The organism is Candidatus Nanoarchaeia archaeon, assembly GCA_035290625.1.
GTDB lineage: Archaea > Nanobdellota > Nanobdellia > Woesearchaeales > DATDTY01 > DATDTY01.
On record DATDTY010000024.1, the window covers coordinates 1 to 16,324 of the forward strand.

The 16,324-nt window shown below is 44.3% G+C and carries 15 protein-coding genes and 1 tRNA gene; 9 read left to right on the top strand and 7 right to left on the bottom strand.

Annotated features, from left to right (window positions below):
* Window positions 1–735: hypothetical protein (locus VJB08_01835; protein HLD42708.1), on the top strand; the 735-nt coding region annotated here is incomplete at its 5' end.
* Between the two features lie 17 nt (window positions 736–752).
* A complete protein-coding gene (locus VJB08_01840; GenBank protein ID HLD42709.1) occupies window positions 753–1,775 on the top strand; it encodes a glycosyltransferase in 1,023 nt (340 codons plus the stop codon).
* On the opposite strand, the gene VJB08_01845 is transcribed toward VJB08_01840, so the two are convergent.
* Window positions 1,772–2,497: a helix-turn-helix domain-containing protein gene (locus tag VJB08_01845; protein ID HLD42710.1), complete on the bottom strand. Its 726-nt coding sequence runs from the start codon at window positions 2,495–2,497 to the stop codon at window positions 1,772–1,774. The two genes, VJB08_01840 and VJB08_01845, sit on opposite strands and share 4 nt — an antisense overlap.
* 101 nt (window positions 2,498–2,598) lie before the next feature.
* Here VJB08_01845 and VJB08_01850 point away from each other — a divergent pair, with 101 nt between their 5' ends.
* Genes VJB08_01850 through VJB08_01860 form a run of 3 tightly spaced genes read left to right on the top strand, consistent with a single transcriptional unit; the run spans window position 2,599 to window position 6,265 of the window.
* Entirely contained in the window at window positions 2,599–3,300 is a 702-nt protein-coding gene (locus VJB08_01850) for a hypothetical protein (protein HLD42711.1), read from the top strand.
* Window positions 3,297–4,478: a PEP-utilizing enzyme gene (locus VJB08_01855; GenBank protein HLD42712.1), complete on the top strand. Its 1,182-nt coding sequence runs from the start codon at window positions 3,297–3,299 to the stop codon at window positions 4,476–4,478. The genes VJB08_01850 and VJB08_01855 overlap by 4 nt, the downstream gene beginning before the upstream one ends.
* 17 nt (window positions 4,479–4,495) lie before the next feature.
* Window positions 4,496–6,265, top strand: coding sequence for a hypothetical protein (locus tag VJB08_01860; GenBank protein HLD42713.1), 1,770 nt, complete (start codon window positions 4,496–4,498; stop codon window positions 6,263–6,265).
* Here VJB08_01860 and VJB08_01865 read toward each other — a convergent pair.
* Together VJB08_01865 and VJB08_01870 are read right to left on the bottom strand one after the other, a co-directional pair.
* A complete protein-coding gene (locus tag VJB08_01865; GenBank protein ID HLD42714.1) occupies window positions 6,258–6,566 on the bottom strand; it encodes a 50S ribosomal protein L44e in 309 nt (102 codons plus the stop codon). The genes VJB08_01860 and VJB08_01865 overlap by 8 nt on opposite strands.
* Window positions 6,567–6,867: 301 nt before the next feature.
* Complete coding sequence (locus VJB08_01870) at window positions 6,868–7,482, bottom strand: hypothetical protein (GenBank protein ID HLD42715.1); 615 nt, start codon at window positions 7,480–7,482, stop codon at window positions 6,868–6,870.
* 128 nt (window positions 7,483–7,610) lie between these two features.
* Between VJB08_01870 and VJB08_01875 the strand changes: the two genes are divergently transcribed.
* Together VJB08_01875 and VJB08_01880 are read left to right on the top strand one after the other, a co-directional pair.
* A complete protein-coding gene (locus VJB08_01875; protein ID HLD42716.1) occupies window positions 7,611–9,008 on the top strand; it encodes a glycosyltransferase family 39 protein in 1,398 nt (465 codons plus the stop codon).
* Between the two features lie 41 nt (window positions 9,009–9,049).
* Window positions 9,050–10,267 (top strand): radical SAM protein, encoded by a 1,218-nt coding sequence (locus tag VJB08_01880; GenBank protein ID HLD42717.1) that lies wholly within the window; start codon window positions 9,050–9,052, stop codon window positions 10,265–10,267.
* 2 nt (window positions 10,268–10,269) lie between these two features.
* On the opposite strand, the gene VJB08_01885 is transcribed toward VJB08_01880, so the two are convergent.
* Together VJB08_01885 and VJB08_01890 are read right to left on the bottom strand one after the other, a co-directional pair.
* The gene (locus tag VJB08_01885; GenBank protein HLD42718.1) at window positions 10,270–11,127 is read right to left on the bottom strand and encodes a polysaccharide deacetylase family protein; all 858 of its coding nucleotides are present in this window, start codon (window positions 11,125–11,127) and stop codon (window positions 10,270–10,272) included.
* Window positions 11,128–11,207: 80 nt separating this feature from the next.
* A complete protein-coding gene (locus tag VJB08_01890) occupies window positions 11,208–13,781 on the bottom strand; it encodes an S-layer protein (protein HLD42719.1) in 2,574 nt (857 codons plus the stop codon).
* A gap of 795 nt (window positions 13,782–14,576) precedes the next feature.
* On the opposite strand from VJB08_01890, the gene VJB08_01895 reads away from it, so the two are divergent.
* A tRNA-Leu gene (locus VJB08_01895) sits at window positions 14,577–14,710 on the top strand.
* Window positions 14,711–14,905: 195 nt separating this feature from the next.
* Here the strand turns inward: VJB08_01895 and VJB08_01900 are convergent.
* Both VJB08_01900 and VJB08_01905 read right to left on the bottom strand, forming a co-directional pair.
* Window positions 14,906–15,073, bottom strand: a complete 168-nt coding sequence (locus VJB08_01900) for a 50S ribosomal protein L37e (GenBank protein HLD42720.1) — start codon at window positions 15,071–15,073, stop codon at window positions 14,906–14,908.
* A 2-nt stretch (window positions 15,074–15,075) separates the two neighbouring features.
* A complete protein-coding gene (locus tag VJB08_01905; protein HLD42721.1) occupies window positions 15,076–15,321 on the bottom strand; it encodes an LSm family protein in 246 nt (81 codons plus the stop codon).
* A 116-nt stretch (window positions 15,322–15,437) separates the two neighbouring features.
* On the opposite strand from VJB08_01905, the gene VJB08_01910 reads away from it, so the two are divergent.
* Window positions 15,438–16,271, top strand: a complete 834-nt coding sequence (locus VJB08_01910) for a DDE-type integrase/transposase/recombinase (protein ID HLD42722.1) — start codon at window positions 15,438–15,440, stop codon at window positions 16,269–16,271.
* The last annotated feature ends 53 nt before the right edge of the window (window positions 16,272–16,324 follow it).

Consider the following 16,324-nt stretch of genomic DNA (forward strand, 5'->3'; position numbering starts at 1 on the left):
TGGTATCATGCATTGAAGCCATCTTTGCCTGGGAGCACGTTTTCGATATTTCTTGCGTTCATGCAAAAGCATTACCTAATCCTGTCGCTGGCTCTGCTCGCTGCATTTGGCTGCCGCAGGAAAAGACTGCTTCTGCCCTTCATTATCGCTTTCTTTTATCTTATATTTTTGCTTTGGGTAAGGCTATTCCATTTCTATTTTGTGTTATGGCTGCCTTTCCTGGCAATGCTTGCTGCTGCTGGATTTATGGATATTCTGAACCAGTTTCCAAAGTATAGGGATATTTTCATTGCAATTTTCCTTATTTTCTTTGGATATTCAATCGTTTCAACAGCGATCTATCTCCAGAGCTTTGATTTTATTGATTTTGCTTCAGAGAGAGAACTTACAGGCTTTATTATGGACAATGCTTCTCCTCAAGACAGGATCTTCGGGGATGTCCTGACTGTGCCTTTGCTGGCCTTGCGGACCGAGGTTCCTATAGCCTTTGATTTTGTGGACACGAATGCAATGCGCTTCCTTTCAGGACTGGCTGATTTTGGGGAGGTGCTGAAAAAACTTAAGGAAGAGAAGGTTCGTTTTGTGGTTGTTCGTCCATTAGAAGGCTTTGGAAACTCAGCCATTGTACGGGATTTTCTTGTTGAAAGCTGCCTTCAATCCTACAGAGTTACTGATCCTTATTGGGGGGATGTTTTTGTCTATGATTGCTCGAAGCAGCCATCTTTAAATAGCTGATTTCCTTCCCTCTTTTTATGCTGAGTTTATGCATTATCACCAAGGATGAAGAGATCTTTCTTCCTGCTTGTTTTCAAGCTGTGCAGGATATTGTTGATGAGATTGTTGTTGTTGATACCGGCTCTACGGACAGGACCGTCGAGATTGCCAAGGGATTTTGCGCAAAGGTTTATTTCACTCCTTGGGAAGAGGATTTTGCAAAGGCAAAGAATGTTGCTTTGGGATACGCGACAGGAGACTGGGTCCTTAACCTTGATGCGGATGAGATCATTGATGCCAAAGGATGCGAAGAGGTTAAGAGGCTGATTTCTTCCAATACTGCTGATGCGTTTTACTTGTTACAAAGAACTTATACAAATTACACTAAAGGGCTTGGATTTGTGCGGCTTGCGTCGAATGCTCCTTTCCTCTTAATGCAGCACCTCAATCTTCCTCAAAAGGAATTCTCAGGCCATTATACCACGAAGATCATCAGGCTTTTCAGGAATAAAAACATCACATTTGTTGGAGCTATCCATGAGGATGCAAGGCCGGCTCTTGAGAAAAAAGGGATGGGGATTGCCGAATCTGCCGTAGTCATGCATCATTTTCATGAGTTGAAAGGAGACGCATTTATTGAAAAGAAAAGGGACAGCTATCTTCGGATGCTTCGAAAGAGGTTTGATGAATTGCAGACAGCAAAGGCTGCTTATGACCTTGGCTTGGGAATCTATGACCGGAAGAAGGATATTGATGAAGCAAGACAGTATGTGGAAAAGGCTCTGGAAATGGAGCCTGATTTTGAGGAGGCTTTGTTTACATTGGGAGTTTTTTCCATAAAGGAAAAGAAGTATGAGGGTGGGATTACTTATTTTGAGAAGGTACTTTCCCTAAATCCGAGGAATTACTGGGCTTACACAAATCTTGCTCTCCTGTATGCAACACTGAAAGAGTGGAAGAAGTGCAAGGTTGTGTATGAGAAAGCTCTTGAGAAGGGCCATCCTGAGATGGAGGAGATCCTTGGGCAGATAAAGGCGCTGGAGGGGAAACTTTCAGATTAACTTTTCCCAATCTTCCACAATAACTGAAAATATTTTCTATATGATTCTGAGGCTTTTTTGCTGATGATCAATACCGCTATTGGCTCTTCCCCCCATACAATGTTCAGCACTCTATCTTCAAAAACTGCTATTGTAGAAGGCATGATATTGCTTTCAGAGAGATACCTTGCTTTGAATGGCTTAAGGAATCTGCCTTTTCTGTTCTTAGGAAGGATAATCCTTGCTTTTATTTTATTCTCCCTGAGTTTTACATGCCATTGTTCATAATACGTTCCCATTGTTTCTCTCATTCCCCAGCCTGTTCCAAAGACAAGGATTTCATCTTTCGTGGTTGTCATCTCTTCAAGGAGCGTTTTTAGCCCTTTCTTGCCTTTGAAGATGGCAGCTTCCTGCCGTTCTATTGCCCCCCTCCTTTTTTCTATCTCAGGAAGAATCTGATTTACCAACTGCTCTTTATGAAGAATTTCTCTTTTTTGCTTTTCGATGTATTCTTTCAGTTCTTTGGAGGTTGTTGCCTCGAATTGCTTAATATTCCTGGCAGTTACAAAGCTGACAAGCCCTTTTTCGATGAGCTTTTCAAGATTGTCATAGACAATATTCCTGTGGAGCTTTGTTTTCTTGATGATTTTTCCTGCGTTGGTTGATCCTAACTCCAATAAAGCGAGATATACTTTTGCCTCGTTTTCTGTGAGACCCAATCTTTGAAGGTCTTCTGCGTTCATGTTATTTGATACTTTCGCTTCGCTTATAAACTTTTCTAATCTGTCATCATATTCATGACAACATAAATATAAATATCTTACTATCACTCTCTAACTCAAAAATGCAATCCCACAAATATACCATACAGCCTGTCTGTACGGCGAACTCTTGCAGGAGTAAAATGGCGCAAGCTATTTTAGACTCAAGATTGGCAAAATCAGGTCTTGAAGACACAATACAGACAAAATCGAGTGGGCTATATGTTGACAACCTTCGTAACTGGGGATCATCCGCGTATTTTCCTATGGGTACTATCCTTAAAGTTTTAAGGGCTGCCTCCACTAACGGAATTCATGCTATGACTGAATATCAAGATTTTATTGACGTAGTCCTTGCCAACGAATCCGAAGCGACTGGAAAGCACAATCGGGACGAGATTTACAAGATGGAGCTAAATAAGGCAGCAAGTCGTGTCTATTCACTTCTTGCGCAATTTGACAAAGCTTCTACGATGCTTGCTCTGGCGGAGCATGGGCTTGTTTATCCTGGGTGCGATCCATTACAATTCGTTGATGATGGCAGTGACCTCTATGTACCAATGGACCAAAAACACGTTGATACTGTAAATCAAACTGTTCAGGACCCCAAAAAAGTTGTTCCTTTTGATATATTCATCCCTGGGCGCAAACTAGAAAGCTCTCTTTTATCTATAACCTATTCTGATGGAAACCTTGACCTGCTTAAATTCAGGGATTTGTTTAATAAAGTTGAAGAAGGATGTTGCTCCCTCCTTTCTTATGTGAATGATAAAGTCTCGCAATGACCCATATAGAAGCTTGGGAAACAGAAGAATTTCCTCTATCAATTGCTGAGATTTGTGTTTATGCGGATACAAAACTTCTTCCGCAGATTACGAATTTTTCTTATACTGCTGATAGATATGTTTCTAGGAATCAGAGGACTAAACGATTCATCTCCATTGAGGATATCGAAAAAGCGAGAGAAGTGGGTTATAGAAACTATAGAGAAAAGTCTTTTTTAGTGAATCTTCTTTCCAATTCTGAGAAGGCTATCCATGAACTTGGACTTTTATCTGAGAAACTAAAAGGAGACCATTCAGGGAAGTCGAATAAGGAACTTCTTGCTCTCTATACTGATTTTTTTGAAACCTTTTCGTTGGTTGTTGCTTATTATCATGCACTCAGACCGGAAATGATCAAGTCCTTCGAAGACGACCTCTATGGTTGTCTCAAGGCCATCACACAAGATAATCTACCCGAGATTCAATCAGCATTATTAAGCGGGGAATATACTAGAGAACACCTATTGGCAAATTTTCATCTTACTGAGATTCCAGATACGGCATTAGAATCATCTGCTATTATCCTTGGCCTTGGCAGGAGAAGATATGACATGCATACTTCATGGATGAAGGCGTTGCAATGCAAAAAGCCACTTTTTGAAGAAATTGGCAAACGAATAGGGCTGACCCCTATCGGAGTTGATAATTGCCTTAAGGAGGAGATCTCACAAGCATTAGCCCCCTTTCATCCAGATTCTATTGCTCGGAGACTTAACCAATTCCAATACCAAATAGAGAACGGAAGAGGAGTTCTTTATCATGATATCACCCACAAAGAGGAGGAAATACAGAATACAAAAGAATTTAAAGGTTTATGCGCCCATCCGGGAAAAGTCTGTGGAATTGTGAAGATAATACGGAGGCAGCTTACTGGTACAGTAGTGGAGGACATGGAGCAAATGACTCAAGGAACCGTCCTAGTATCGGGAAATACTTATCCTGATATGATGCTGGCAATACATAAAGCGTCAGCGATTATAACAGACGAGGGAGGGATGCTTTCTCACGCCGCAATCGTCTCCAGAGAATTTAAAATTCCCTGTGTTGTTGGCACTAACATAGCAACGAGAATACTCAAAGATGGAGATCTTGTAGAAGTAGATGCGCAAAAGGGAATCGTTAAGCTCTTAAAACCCTAACACTTTCATACTCCTTTATGGAGAATGTTAAGAACTACGGATTGCCTCTTCTTGTCTTTACCTCACTAGCCCTCCTCTTCACTTATCCCATCTTCCAGAACATCACCTACTGGGGCGGAGGAGACTGGGATCAGCATTTCTTCTATTCAGAGGCTGCAAGGAAGACGATCCTTGAGTATCACCAGTTTCCATTCTGGAATCCCTGGTATTGCGGAGGGAATGCTCTGCTTGCCCATCCGGAATCATTGTTCCTTGGCCCGTTTTTCATTCTGAACCTTATCTTTGGGACTGTTATCGGCTTTAAGCTCCAGATTCTCGTGCATCTGATCATTGGGATGTTGGGCATGTACCTGATCTGCCAATGGTATAAACTTAGAAGATTCTCCAGCTACCTTGCGCCAATCCTGTTTATGCTGAGTTCAGCCTTTGCAAATAGAGTTGTTGCTGGGCACACCCTGTATTTTTCCATGGCTTTTCTTCCTTTTGTCTTTTATTTCTATCTGCGATCCTATTCGGCCATGCGCTATGGAGCGATTTCTGCGGTATTCCTTGTTTTTATCGTCTTTTCAGGAGGCACCTACCCTTTTCTCTTCTCTGTACTGTTGATAGGAATTCATGGCCTGCTGCTGATGGCTTTGCGGCGCTCTCTTAATCCTTTGTACAGTATCGGACTGATCTTTCTTCTTGCTTTCGGACTTGGAGCAATCAAATTACTGCCTATGCTCCAATTTACCTCGGCCTATGGATTTTCTTTTGACGATGATCAGCCAACTTCTCTCAAAACATTACTCTCAGGATTCCTGAGCTTTGACCAGTCTCCTGAATCAAGGACGTATTACTCGACATTTACCCAACAGGTTGAGTTTTATGAGGCTGGCAAGAAGGTCTCCCAGAAAGCAGCAATTGATACGCAATGGCAATGGCATGAATATTCAGCATACTTTGGGCTTTCCTTTGTATTATTAGTTGGCTGGTTCTTTGTTTTAGGGAGAAAACATCTTTTGCTGCTGTTGCTTTTTGTGATCTTTCTTATTCTCTATTTTGGCGATTCTCTTCTTCTGTACCGCCTCCTGCGAGGCCTTCCTCTGGCAGGCTCATTCCACGGGCCTTCACGGTTTGTGAATATACTGTTGTTTTTAGGAAGCATCTTTGCTGCGATGATGCTCTCTTGGATTGAAGGGATTAAGAAGCAGGTCACTATTCTTGGAAAATCTTACCCTCTAGGAACTGCGGCAGCATTCTCGTTTGTTGTGCTTATGGCAGTAAACCTCTTTTTTGTGGTTGAACCTCTTTACCAGCGTGTCTTTGCTGTAGAGCCCATACTGTTGAGGGGTCATGAGGCATTTATGCAGGCGTATACTGCTGATAAATATCGCTTCCAGTTTCCGAACATTCTCCAGAATGTTGGAACTATCAATTGCTATGACCGCATCAAGCCTCCGAGGGCCGCTGTCCCAGCTATTACCCTGGAGGGTGAATCAAATCCGGGCTATCTTGGAGAGGCATGGCTTACCAAGGAAAATAGAAGTCGGCAGGTTGCATTCTCGCCTAATAAAATCGTTGTTGAGACCAATGCATCTTCAGATCTTCTTGTCGTCAATCAGAATTTTGTTAAGGGATGGGATGCTGGAAGAGAACTCAGAAACTATAACGGCTTGCTTGCAGTTCCTGTCGAAGGCCAGGAAACAATCGTCTTTCGCTATCTGCCGCCCCTCTTCAGAACCGGGATGGCTGTGTCTCTCTTCTCTTTGCTGATTGCAGCAATACTTCTGAGAAAGCTTATTTAAATTCCACACGCTTTGCGCGGAATCCTTTCCTTTGCTGGGAAGATTTCTTGCATACTTTGCATTGAAAGCGGAGATCGGTCTTTTTTGTTGATTTTTTTCCGTAGCGCTTCCATTTTGTCAAGGCTCCTTTGGAGAGCTTTCCAAGATTGCCATGCCCTGTTCCTCTCCCTCTCTTCCACATTCGCTGTTTTGCACCATGGGTCATGCTTGAAGAAGCCCTTTTTTTGTTCTGCGATACAGCATGCTCTGTATGCTTCTTACAATAGGGGCAATACCTCTTCTTCGTTTTGGGCATCTTCATGTTAATGGGAAAATAGAGAATCGTTTATAAGAGTTGCGATTTTGTTAAGTAAAGCTGTTAACTTCCCAATCAGGCTTTTTGCAGGGGCTTATCAGGGATGCCGCCGAGTTCGCTTCCAGTTTCCTTTGTTCATATCGACATTCCCCGCCAGGGACGCCCCCCTTGTCGATGCGCTTCTTTTTTGCTGCAAAGCTCACAAAAAGGCGGCACCCTTCCCCCTGCAAAAAGCCTTGAGGCACTTGGAAACTTTACTTAACAGATTTCTGCTAGCGCTAAGAATCGGAATGGAAGACTTTCATACCTATTCCTTGACAGCCTCTGCGCTCCCGTTATTGACGAGGATATCTGCAATTTTATTTGGCAGGGAGGCTGTCTGCTCTGGCTCAAACGGCCCATAGATCTCAAGCTCAGTGCCGACAAACTGGGCGACAGGCTGGGTGAACTTAACCGTGGTTGTTTCTGGATTTGTTCTTGGATTGTTCTCTTGGTCTGTTCCCTTGCCAACCTTTTTACCCTGAAGCGCAACCTCAAGGACAGTCCCCCTATGCTCTTCAAGCAGCTTCATCACCTTGTCAAACAATTCTCTCTCATCTTTCAAGAATCGTGAGGTATCAACAATGTTTGCAGGAGCCTTTGCCTTGTCCATGGCCATCCTCATCACCTTTTTTTGGCGCCTTTCATAGATCTCTTTTACAACCCTCCTGATATTGATAAGCTCCTTCTGGGTCTTTTCCTTTTCCGGAAGGGAGAATACGTCATCAGCGTGCTTTGAAAGAAGAATCTCATACTTCTGTGACAGGTATTCAGCTACGTCGTCAAAATAGCTCTCTGCAAGCTCCTGCAGCTCCTCTCTTGTGCGCTCGTTGCGAACAATCTCAAACAAGACCTGAAAGGTCATTCGAATCTCTTTATCCATGCTCCCCCCTTATTGCTGGATTCATCCAAGGTTTATAAAGATTCGGGTTTCGACGGGCAGTGCATAACAATCCCTACCCGTGGCGGGCGCAAGAACCTTTATAAGGATAAGAATGCTGTTCGTGAAGGATGAAGAAATCAGAGTATGTCATTTTGGGATTCATCCTGCTCCTCTATGCCTTTGTCAAGTTCCAGGGGATCTCTTACAGCATCAGCGACGAGAATACCTATTTCTTTATGGCAAAAACGCTTGCAGACGGAAAGCTTCCGTACCGAGACTTCTTCCTTTCACATCCTCCTTTGCAGATCCTGGTCCTGGCTCTTGCGATTAAGGTATCTGGAGTGCATTTTATCCTTTTGAAGCTTGTCTCTACTTTGTTTATTGCTGGAGCGGGCATCCTCTTATATCTGCTTGGGAAAAGATTATATGGCAGGGTCGTTGGATTCCTCGCTTTGCTCCTGTTCCTGTTTTCCTTTGATTCTCTGAGATTCAGCACCTTTGGAAGCGGTATCAGCATCACGCTGTTCTTTCTTGTTTTGGGATACTATCTGCATTTTCTGGAGAGGCATGCATTTGCCGGCGCAAGTTTTGCTTTGGCAGTATTGACGAGCTATTTGGCTGCTCCTTTTGGGGCATTTTATATTGGCTATCTATTCTTTAAAGATAGGAAGGGAGTTTTAAAAGCAGGGCTTGGATTCTTTGGGGTGATTCTCTTTGCGCTCATTGCCCTATTTTCTTTTTCAGGCTGGGATTTTGTTGAGCAGACTGTTTTGTATCATCTTGCCAAGCCTTCGTCGGGAACTGCCAGATTTTCCCTGCTTTTTAAGCAGTTCTTAGGAGAGTGGCTGCTGTTTTTTCCACTGCTTTTCCTTCCCTTTTCAAAAAAGGCGCGAGGCCATCTGATCTTAGGGAGCATTGTTGCGTATCTGCTGTTCTTGCTAAGCTTTCAGAAGCCCTTTGCATTCTACTATTTCCTGTTGTACCCATTTTTAGCATTGCTTTCTGCGTCTGTTGTTGCTGGTATCGGATGGATGGCTCATGTGAAGCTTACTGCTGCAAAGCATCATGTTGTTTTTGTCTTATTTTTTATTGTTGCAGCCCTTTCCTCATATTCTGCATTTTCCTATCTTATCGATAACCGGCAGGAGGTCAGGGCAATTCCGGAGATGGTTGAATATATCAAGTCCCATACATCCTCTTCTGACTCTCTTTTCGGGGATGATTCCCTGGTTCCGTTGATTGCCCTGCTCTCTGACAGGAGGATAAGCCTCGATTTCCTTGATTTGAACAACCTTCGCTTTCGGTCCTTGCCCGGGCTTGCTGAAGAGACTATTGAGAGACTGAAAGGGTCTGATTTGAAATATTACCTTGATTATCAGATTCAGATTGGGAATCTTGTTGGGAGGAATGGGCCGTCAGCTCTTGATGAGTTTCAGGCATTTTTAGAAGAGGAATGCAGTGTTGAGAAGGCATTTTCTGAGGAGGTTGAAGAGCAGGGGAGAACCTACACACTCTATTCTTGCTAGAACAGCATCCTTTTTAAGAGCGCTTTAATTCTCGTCATAGGATGGCAACATTAAGTTATGAAGATATTGTCTTTGAGGATGAGCAGGATCATCTGAATGCGAGGTTTTCAAAGCTTTTCAGCTTTCGGATTCCGAAAGATGAGTTGCTGAAAATAGACAAGGGATTTCGGGCTGCAGAGCATCAGATTCTCTTTCCTGCGGTCGGGCAGGAGGTTGCTGAACGGAAGTTTTCCCATCTCCTGCAGAAGCATATTGCTGGGATGAGGAATATGCTTGGAGGAAAGCCTAGCTACTACATCCATCGCAATTCCGGTATTCCTTTGTTTGGAACTAACTATTTCGGCCTTGTTGATCGAGGGACCAATATTATTGAGGTTAAGCCTATGACTGGCTGCAACCTGAGCTGCATCTACTGTTCTGTTGATGAAGGCGTGAATTCTCGACGGAAAGTTGACTATCTGGTTGAGGCTGCATATCTTATCCAGGAATTCAGGGAACTGGTTGATATGAAAAACATTGACGGCATTGAGGCCCATATTGGCGGGCAGACTGACCCTTCTCTCTATAGCCAACTGCCGGAGCTTGTTCGAGGTTTGGTTGCTGTCCCGCATGTCAAGGTTGTTTCCATTGACACGAACGGGTGGGTCTTGAGCAAGCAGAGGATTGAGGAACTGGCAGACGCAGGGCTTACGAGGATTAACTTGAGCTTGAATGCCGTAACTCCCGATGTTGCAAGGCAGATATCAGGAACCTCATTCTACTCTGTTGACAAGGTGCTGAAACTAATCCCCCTTATCTTGGAGAAGTTCGATTTGATTGTCGCCCCTGTATGGCTTCCTGGAATAAACGATCAGGAGATTCCCAAGATCATTGAGCACATCGTGGCTATTGACAAAAAGAGGAAGGTAATCATCGGAATCCAGAACTTTCTCATTTATAAGCATGGAAGGAATCCCGTCAAACAGATGGGATATGATACATTCTATGCTAAATTAAAGGAGTTGGAGAGCCACCATAAAGTATCATTGATTCGAAATAAGGATGATTTTCATATACAGAAAGCAAGGCAGCTTGAGAAGCCATTTGTGAAAGGGGATACTGTAGAGGCTGAATATGTGATGCCAGGAAGGCTGAGAAATGAGGCTCTTTACAAGGCAAAAGGAAGGATTATTGCTATTGGGAATGCAGATTCAAGGAAGAGGGCAAAAATCAGGATACTGCGGGATAAGCATAACATCTTTACTGGTCAATGCGCATAGCTCTACGTATTCTTAGATAGGTATTCTTCGTATACCTGATCACCAGTCTTAACCCTGATATTATTCTGCTTGGCGTACCGGAGCAATTCTCTCAGATTCTGGATGTTTTCTTCTCTCTGCAGGGAAAGTACCCAGGGATGCAAAAGGATGGTGTATGTGCCCTCTGAGGCCTCTAGAGAGTCTTTTACTGCCTTAAAGAAGGCATTTGAATTATTATTCCTCTGAAGTACAAACCAACCCCAGTCATTCGGGACAGGATTTATGGGAAGTTCAAGCAGGCCATCCACCCAGTAGGGATCCAACTCTGAGCTCCAGACAGAGCTGTCCCACGTATACCCCTCTTCTACAAGGATCTTGAATGAGTCGTCTGTATAGTTTGTGTAGGGAAACCTATTCCCAACAACTGGTTTTCCAATTACCTCTTCAACTGTTTTTTTGCATTTGGAGGCTTCCTCTGTCATCTCTTGGTTTGAAAGATTAGCCTGAAGCCTGTGAGAGAAACTATGGCAGCTAATCCCCATCTCAGATTCCTGTAGGCTTCTTATTACCCTTGGATACCTCTGTGCTGTAAGACCAACAACATTAAACTGGAAGGCTACTCCTTCTTCCAATGCAAGATCCACCAGATCCCGCATTGTTGCGAGCCAGGACTCTTCTCTGGGGGTATACATCAGAGCTTCGTTCGCAGTCATATCTCCAGGGAAGCCAACACCAAAGGGAAACTCGGTATCAAAGCTGATTATAACAGTCCTCTCTTGTTTAGGGTGCTCTTTCTGGTCTAAGTTCACAAACAAGAGGGCTATCAGTATGCCAATTCCACAAATAAGAACGATTTCAGGCTTCAGGCGATTTTCTGGCATATTCCATGGCTAAGAATCCTTATCCTTAATAATAATTTCTATAAACTCTAAAAAAAGAAAAAAAAGAAAAAAGAAGAAATTTACTCAGTGGTTGTTGCTGCGGCAGTCACTACACTTGGCGCGGAAACTGTTATATCTGTGAGGCTTGAACCTGTTACCTCAACTTCAGTTCCCTTCAAGGTACCTTCTTTCTGGTACTTTGCATAGTCTGCTACAACTCTGGATGCCCTTTGGGTGTCATCAGCTTCCCATCCCATGACAAGCAATGCTGCTTTGCCGTCGCTGTGCTCTATCAACTTGATGATAGCTGCATTTTCAGGCACTCCAAGTTTGCCAGTATACCCATAGGTTGGGAATGGCAATCCAAGCAGGCTTGCTGCTGCCTTGTTGATGGCTGCTGAACCTACCACAATCAGGTTGTTCTGCTTCTCTCTGCCTTCAACAGCAGGGTCTGTGTCAAGGACAGCTGCTCCGACATCTATCCTGGTGACAGATGTTGTCTCGACTGTTCCTGCTCCTGTGCTTTTTGAGGCAGAGGTTATCCCAGAGGTCACAAAGAGCGCTCCGTAGGCCTGCTCATCAGGGTAGACAAGATTGAAGTCATTCTGGGTGTTACCAGAACCCTTTCTGTCAACTTCAACAAACACACCATAGGTGGTGTACCAACTGTACTTGTAGCTTCCATCCTCTGCTTGCCTTGGAGACCAAGACATGGTGTACTTTCCTGTTGTTCCTGTTACTTTGAAGTTGTCTGTTATGTCAATCTTGCCATCACCGCTTTCTGTCAGGTTTATCGCTACAACATCTTTTGCGTCGTCTTCATCAGTTTCAGTGGTTATAACTATACTCCCAGCGGAACTATTGCCACCATCCCCTGCGCCATCTGTTTGGTTTGATGGAGTTAAGGTTATATTTGCCCCATACTGAGTCCAGAGTTCAGGCAACGCAAAATCACTGAGGTCGCCATCTCCATTGAAGTCAATATTGAGGGTTGCAGATGTGCCATCTGCCGACAAGTTGACTCGGTAGGTGTTCCCATCAAGCTGCAGAGAGCCTGTCAGGCTTGCATAACTGATATCAATAGAGTCTCCTGAACCGAGATCCTTGACAGTAACAGTTCCTGCACTGTCTGTTGTCGAGCTTCCTGGAGTGACAGACTTGAACTGCATTATCCTGCTGTACTCATTCTTGCTCACAACAAAATAGTGGTTCTTTTCAATGTTATCTGTCTCGTTTGTCGCAAGCTTCCTCATCTCTGAGCCAGTGTACCTTCCAAGGTTGTACGTTCCTGAGGCAGTTCTTCCGAAGATGTCCTCGTTGTATTTCACTCCATTCTTGTTGGTGAACTCTACCTTCACATTGTTGCTGCCGCTTGGGACGAACTTAATGTCTTCAGTCTTCCCAATCTGCAGGCCTTCAAACTTGTAGTCAAAGCCGTTTGTGAAGAAATTCCCCTTCTGGTTTTCCTTGTCATCAGCAACCTCTGATGCTAACTTTCCTGCCTCCAAATACAGGTCAGAACCGGCAGTATAATTGACCTCAATTGAGCTGATCGATACATCTGAGCCATGCACAGTTCCACCATCAACAGAGACAACGATATCTGCCTTGACCTGGCTCATATCTTCCTTGCCGATGGTTACTGTTGCTCCCCATGTCTGGTTTCCTGTATTGGAGTCATCAATCTTTATCTTATTTGCGCCTAGGCTGAAGTCAACCTTTCGTAATCCTCCTGCAAACTCTTGGGCAAGGATATCAACGACACCAAGTTCAGTGTCATCAGCCAATGTGAAGGTATCTCCTTCCTGAAGGGCGTTTGTTGCCTCTCCATTTACAGTAAACTTTGTTTCTGATGTACTCACAAAGTCAAGGGATACATCATAGTCCTTGCCACCTATTGTATAGGTCTTTGATGCGCCTTCTTCAAGGATGTCTGAGACAGCTCCTCCCATCAATGTAAGGGTAGTCTGGTTGCCTGCAGGGTGGTTTGCCTTCAGGATGGTATATTCCTGACCAAGCAGGTTTATTTTTTTGTTCCTGATATCCTCAAGGAAGTTTCCTGGGCTTGCAGTGCTGTGATCTGACTTCAATGCTGGCGTAAAGGTAAGCTTGTACCTGTACACTGTTGCTCCTGACGGAATAAGGAAGTAAGGCTTTGCCATATTGTCGTCATCATCAGGATCCATGGTGTATTCAATCCTTCCTAGTGTTGGAAGATACAGTGTTTGGGTGTAGTCAAATGTCCCATGTTCATTGTTGATTGAGCCGTCTGCCAATGCAGTAGCGAGGTCTGACTTTGTTACTGAGGAAGTTATCCCAGACGCAGTCTCGTTAATCTCAAGCTTGTTGCTTGACTTCTCAATCTTCTTGTTTTCTCCAGAAAGGCTTATGGTTGCTGCAGTTCCTGTTGCAACAGATGATGTTGTTTTGGAGGAGTATTGCAAGCTGGTTGCAATGTCGATTGCTCCAAGAACATCCTGGGTAGCTGCACTTTCGCCAACAACGATGAGCGCATCAAACACTCCGTCCTTGACAAATGGCGCAGGGTATGTTGCTAAATCTGCTGCTGCCATAGCACTCAGCATGGTTGCTCCAACCATGGATAAGCCTGTACCTAAAGCAGCTATTTTCTTAATTGTTTTACTTATTTTCATCCTCTAAACACCTCCGTGTTTTTGGTAAGCTTGTTGCTGTCTCTGACAGCTTCATCTCTCGAGTCTACTATTGGAGCTCCATCGTTTATAAACTTTTCGGAACAATTCTCGACGAAAAAATGTGGTTTTTGGCAAGACACTGCTCTGGACAAGGAATTTTGCGGTTGCAGCACGTTGTTACTTTTGAATAGTATTTCCCCCCTCTGGCAATATTTGGCCGGCAGGCTTATAAATGGGGACTAGGCTTATGAGGCAGCCATTGCCCTGGTTTACCTTGTTCTTCTGCCATCTCTGCGGAGCTTAGCCTCAACCCTTCGTTTCATCACTCTTCTTTGGATCCTTTAATCCCTTGGCTATTGCTTCTGATACTGCTGAAACCGCACTACCCTAACATCCCCTGAGACTACCTACTCAGGTTGTACTGCCTATTATTACCCTATTATATATATGATGCCTATACTAGCGTAATCAGTTATAGCCAGCCGGGCTTGAAAGGCACAGTTGCTCTGGTGAATGTGGCATGGCCAGCCCAGGAGTCTTTAGACTGGCTTCGGTGAAAATCCAGCAGTGGCTTGCGAGTGAGCTCGTTCTCACTCGCTCATAAGCCGCCGGCTGCCGCCGGCTCGGCTTGTGTTGTCCGTCTGTATATATATCGTTGAAGCCCCGAAGGGGCCAATCCCCTCAACTCAGTCTATGGCAATCATTAAGGGCCTCGCAAAAAAGGCGGCAGCCTTGATTTTCAAAGCCCTTTAGGCCTAAATCTTTTTATAGCAAGCCAGGTTACATCTCTGTGATGCGGAGATGCCGGAGTGGCCAAACGGGACAGGCTTAGGTATCTGGTGATGTGGTTACCTGTTGGCTTAGACAGAACGAGGCTAAACCTTCGTTTTGGAGCAGTGCCTACGCAGGTTCGAATCCTGCTCTCCGCAGTGAATGAAATAAACGAGGAGAGCAGACCAGGAATGAGTGCAGCGAATTCCGCTGCCTGCTCTCCGCAGTGAACGAAGTGAACAAGGGAGCAGACCAGCAACAGAGTTGTGCTGCCTACTCTCCGCAGTTGTCTGTTACCAACTCAATAAACCAATAAGGGGCAAGAATATTACCCTATAACTGCTCCAAAGCCCCTACCTAAGGGTCTGCCAGGTGTAGCTTCTCAGCCTAGAACTCTTGCCATAGCCGCAGCTGGAACAAATCTTCTTTCTCACATGATAGCTGTGCTTGCTGCATCTCCTACAGTGAATATGGGTTTTTCCTTTGTTCTTCTTACCCATTGAAGGAGTTCCTTTTGTCATAGCTACCTCTGCGGAGAAATGAGTATTATCGTATCTCCCCGTATAAACACTGTTCCGAGCTTCCTCTGCATTTCACCATTCACGAGCTCTTCAGCTCCTTCCAGAACTATATTAATATGGATATCAAAGGCCTTAAGAATCCCTTGGATTTGCTTGGTGTTCTTCAGGTCCACAATGACTCTTTTATCTCTTGCACTGTTTAATGCATCTAATGGCCTTGATGATTCTTGCATTGTATCCTCCTCCATGTTGCAAACCCTCTATTCTTTTTAAATCTTGTGCTGCTAAGTTGTTAATGTCTTATCCCGAAACTATTTCCCTACGGTGAGTTACATTGGAGCATGAAACTCACCAGAGGAAGCTTATGGAGACCATAAGGCGCAAGAATGATGGCTGGACAACCTATCAAGCGAGGAAAATAGCCCGTGTTAGTATTAGGCGAGTGAACCAAGTTTACTCTGAGTACTTGGAAACCGGAAAGGTTCCTGAGATCGGCAGGAATAACGGCAGACCTTCTAAACCAGTTGAGGATTGGGAAATAGGTCTTGTACGGGTTGCCTGGGTTAAGTACAGAGTGTCAGCAGACACTCTAGAACCGCTCATTGAGCGGGATTATGGCAGGCACATCGGTCATAACAGGATCCATAAGATAATGCTCACGCTTGGGTTTGCCAAGCCGAAAGCAAAGAAGGATGTGCGTAAGAAAGAGTGGATACGATATGAGCGAAGGCACAGCCTGACAGCTGTCCATATTGACTGGCACTATGACTGCGTAAACTATGTTTTTGCGGTTATTGATGATGCCAGCAGGAAAATCTTGGCACTGCTGGAATGCAATAGTGCAACCACTGACTTCTCAATCCAGGGGATGGAAGAAGCCTTGAAGCAGGGCAAGATACGGCAATGCATTTCTGACCACGGAGCACAGTTCATTGCCAATATCGGAGGGGATTCAAGGTTCAAGGCTTATCTTGAAAGCAAGGGTGTCCAGCAGATACTGTGCAGGATAAAGCATCCTCAAAGCAACGGCAAGATAGAGAAATGGTTCGAAATATACGACAGACACAGACATGCGTTCGACAGCAAGGAAGAGTTTCTGCATTGGTACAACGAGGTAAGACCGCATCGAAGCTTACGCTTCGAGATTCTGGAAACTCCAGAGCAGGCATTTGTCAGGAAGATGAAAAAGGAGGCTTAATAAACATGAAACGAATTAAGCTATCGAAGGGAAATACTTTCAGGATAGCACAG

What these genes read in the sequence shown, in the direction of transcription:
- VJB08_01875 (HLD42716.1), top strand. Translation starts at nt 7,611, where the DNA reads ATGAAGAAATCAGAGTATGTCATTTTGGGATTCATCCTGCTCCTCTAT.
- VJB08_01885 (HLD42718.1), bottom strand. Translation starts at nt 11,127, where the DNA reads ATGCCAGAAAATCGCCTGAAGCCTGAAATCGTTCTTATTTGTGGAATT.
- VJB08_01845 (HLD42710.1), bottom strand. Translation starts at nt 2,497, where the DNA reads ATGAACGCAGAAGACCTTCAAAGATTGGGTCTCACAGAAAACGAGGCA.
- VJB08_01890 (HLD42719.1), bottom strand. Translation starts at nt 13,781, where the DNA reads ATGAAAATAAGTAAAACAATTAAGAAAATAGCTGCTTTAGGTACAGGC.
- VJB08_01855 (HLD42712.1), top strand. Translation starts at nt 3,297, where the DNA reads ATGACCCATATAGAAGCTTGGGAAACAGAAGAATTTCCTCTATCAATT.
- VJB08_01840 (HLD42709.1), top strand. Translation starts at nt 753, where the DNA reads ATGCTGAGTTTATGCATTATCACCAAGGATGAAGAGATCTTTCTTCCT.
- VJB08_01850 (HLD42711.1), top strand. Translation starts at nt 2,599, where the DNA reads ATGCAATCCCACAAATATACCATACAGCCTGTCTGTACGGCGAACTCT.
- VJB08_01900 (HLD42720.1), bottom strand. Translation starts at nt 15,073, where the DNA reads ATGACAAAAGGAACTCCTTCAATGGGTAAGAAGAACAAAGGAAAAACC.
- VJB08_01910 (HLD42722.1), top strand. Translation starts at nt 15,438, where the DNA reads ATGGAGACCATAAGGCGCAAGAATGATGGCTGGACAACCTATCAAGCG.
- VJB08_01880 (HLD42717.1), top strand. Translation starts at nt 9,050, where the DNA reads ATGGCAACATTAAGTTATGAAGATATTGTCTTTGAGGATGAGCAGGAT.
- VJB08_01870 (HLD42715.1), bottom strand. Translation starts at nt 7,482, where the DNA reads ATGGATAAAGAGATTCGAATGACCTTTCAGGTCTTGTTTGAGATTGTT.
- VJB08_01860 (HLD42713.1), top strand. Translation starts at nt 4,496, where the DNA reads ATGGAGAATGTTAAGAACTACGGATTGCCTCTTCTTGTCTTTACCTCA.
- VJB08_01865 (HLD42714.1), bottom strand. Translation starts at nt 6,566, where the DNA reads ATGAAGATGCCCAAAACGAAGAAGAGGTATTGCCCCTATTGTAAGAAG.
- VJB08_01905 (HLD42721.1), bottom strand. Translation starts at nt 15,321, where the DNA reads ATGGAGGAGGATACAATGCAAGAATCATCAAGGCCATTAGATGCATTA.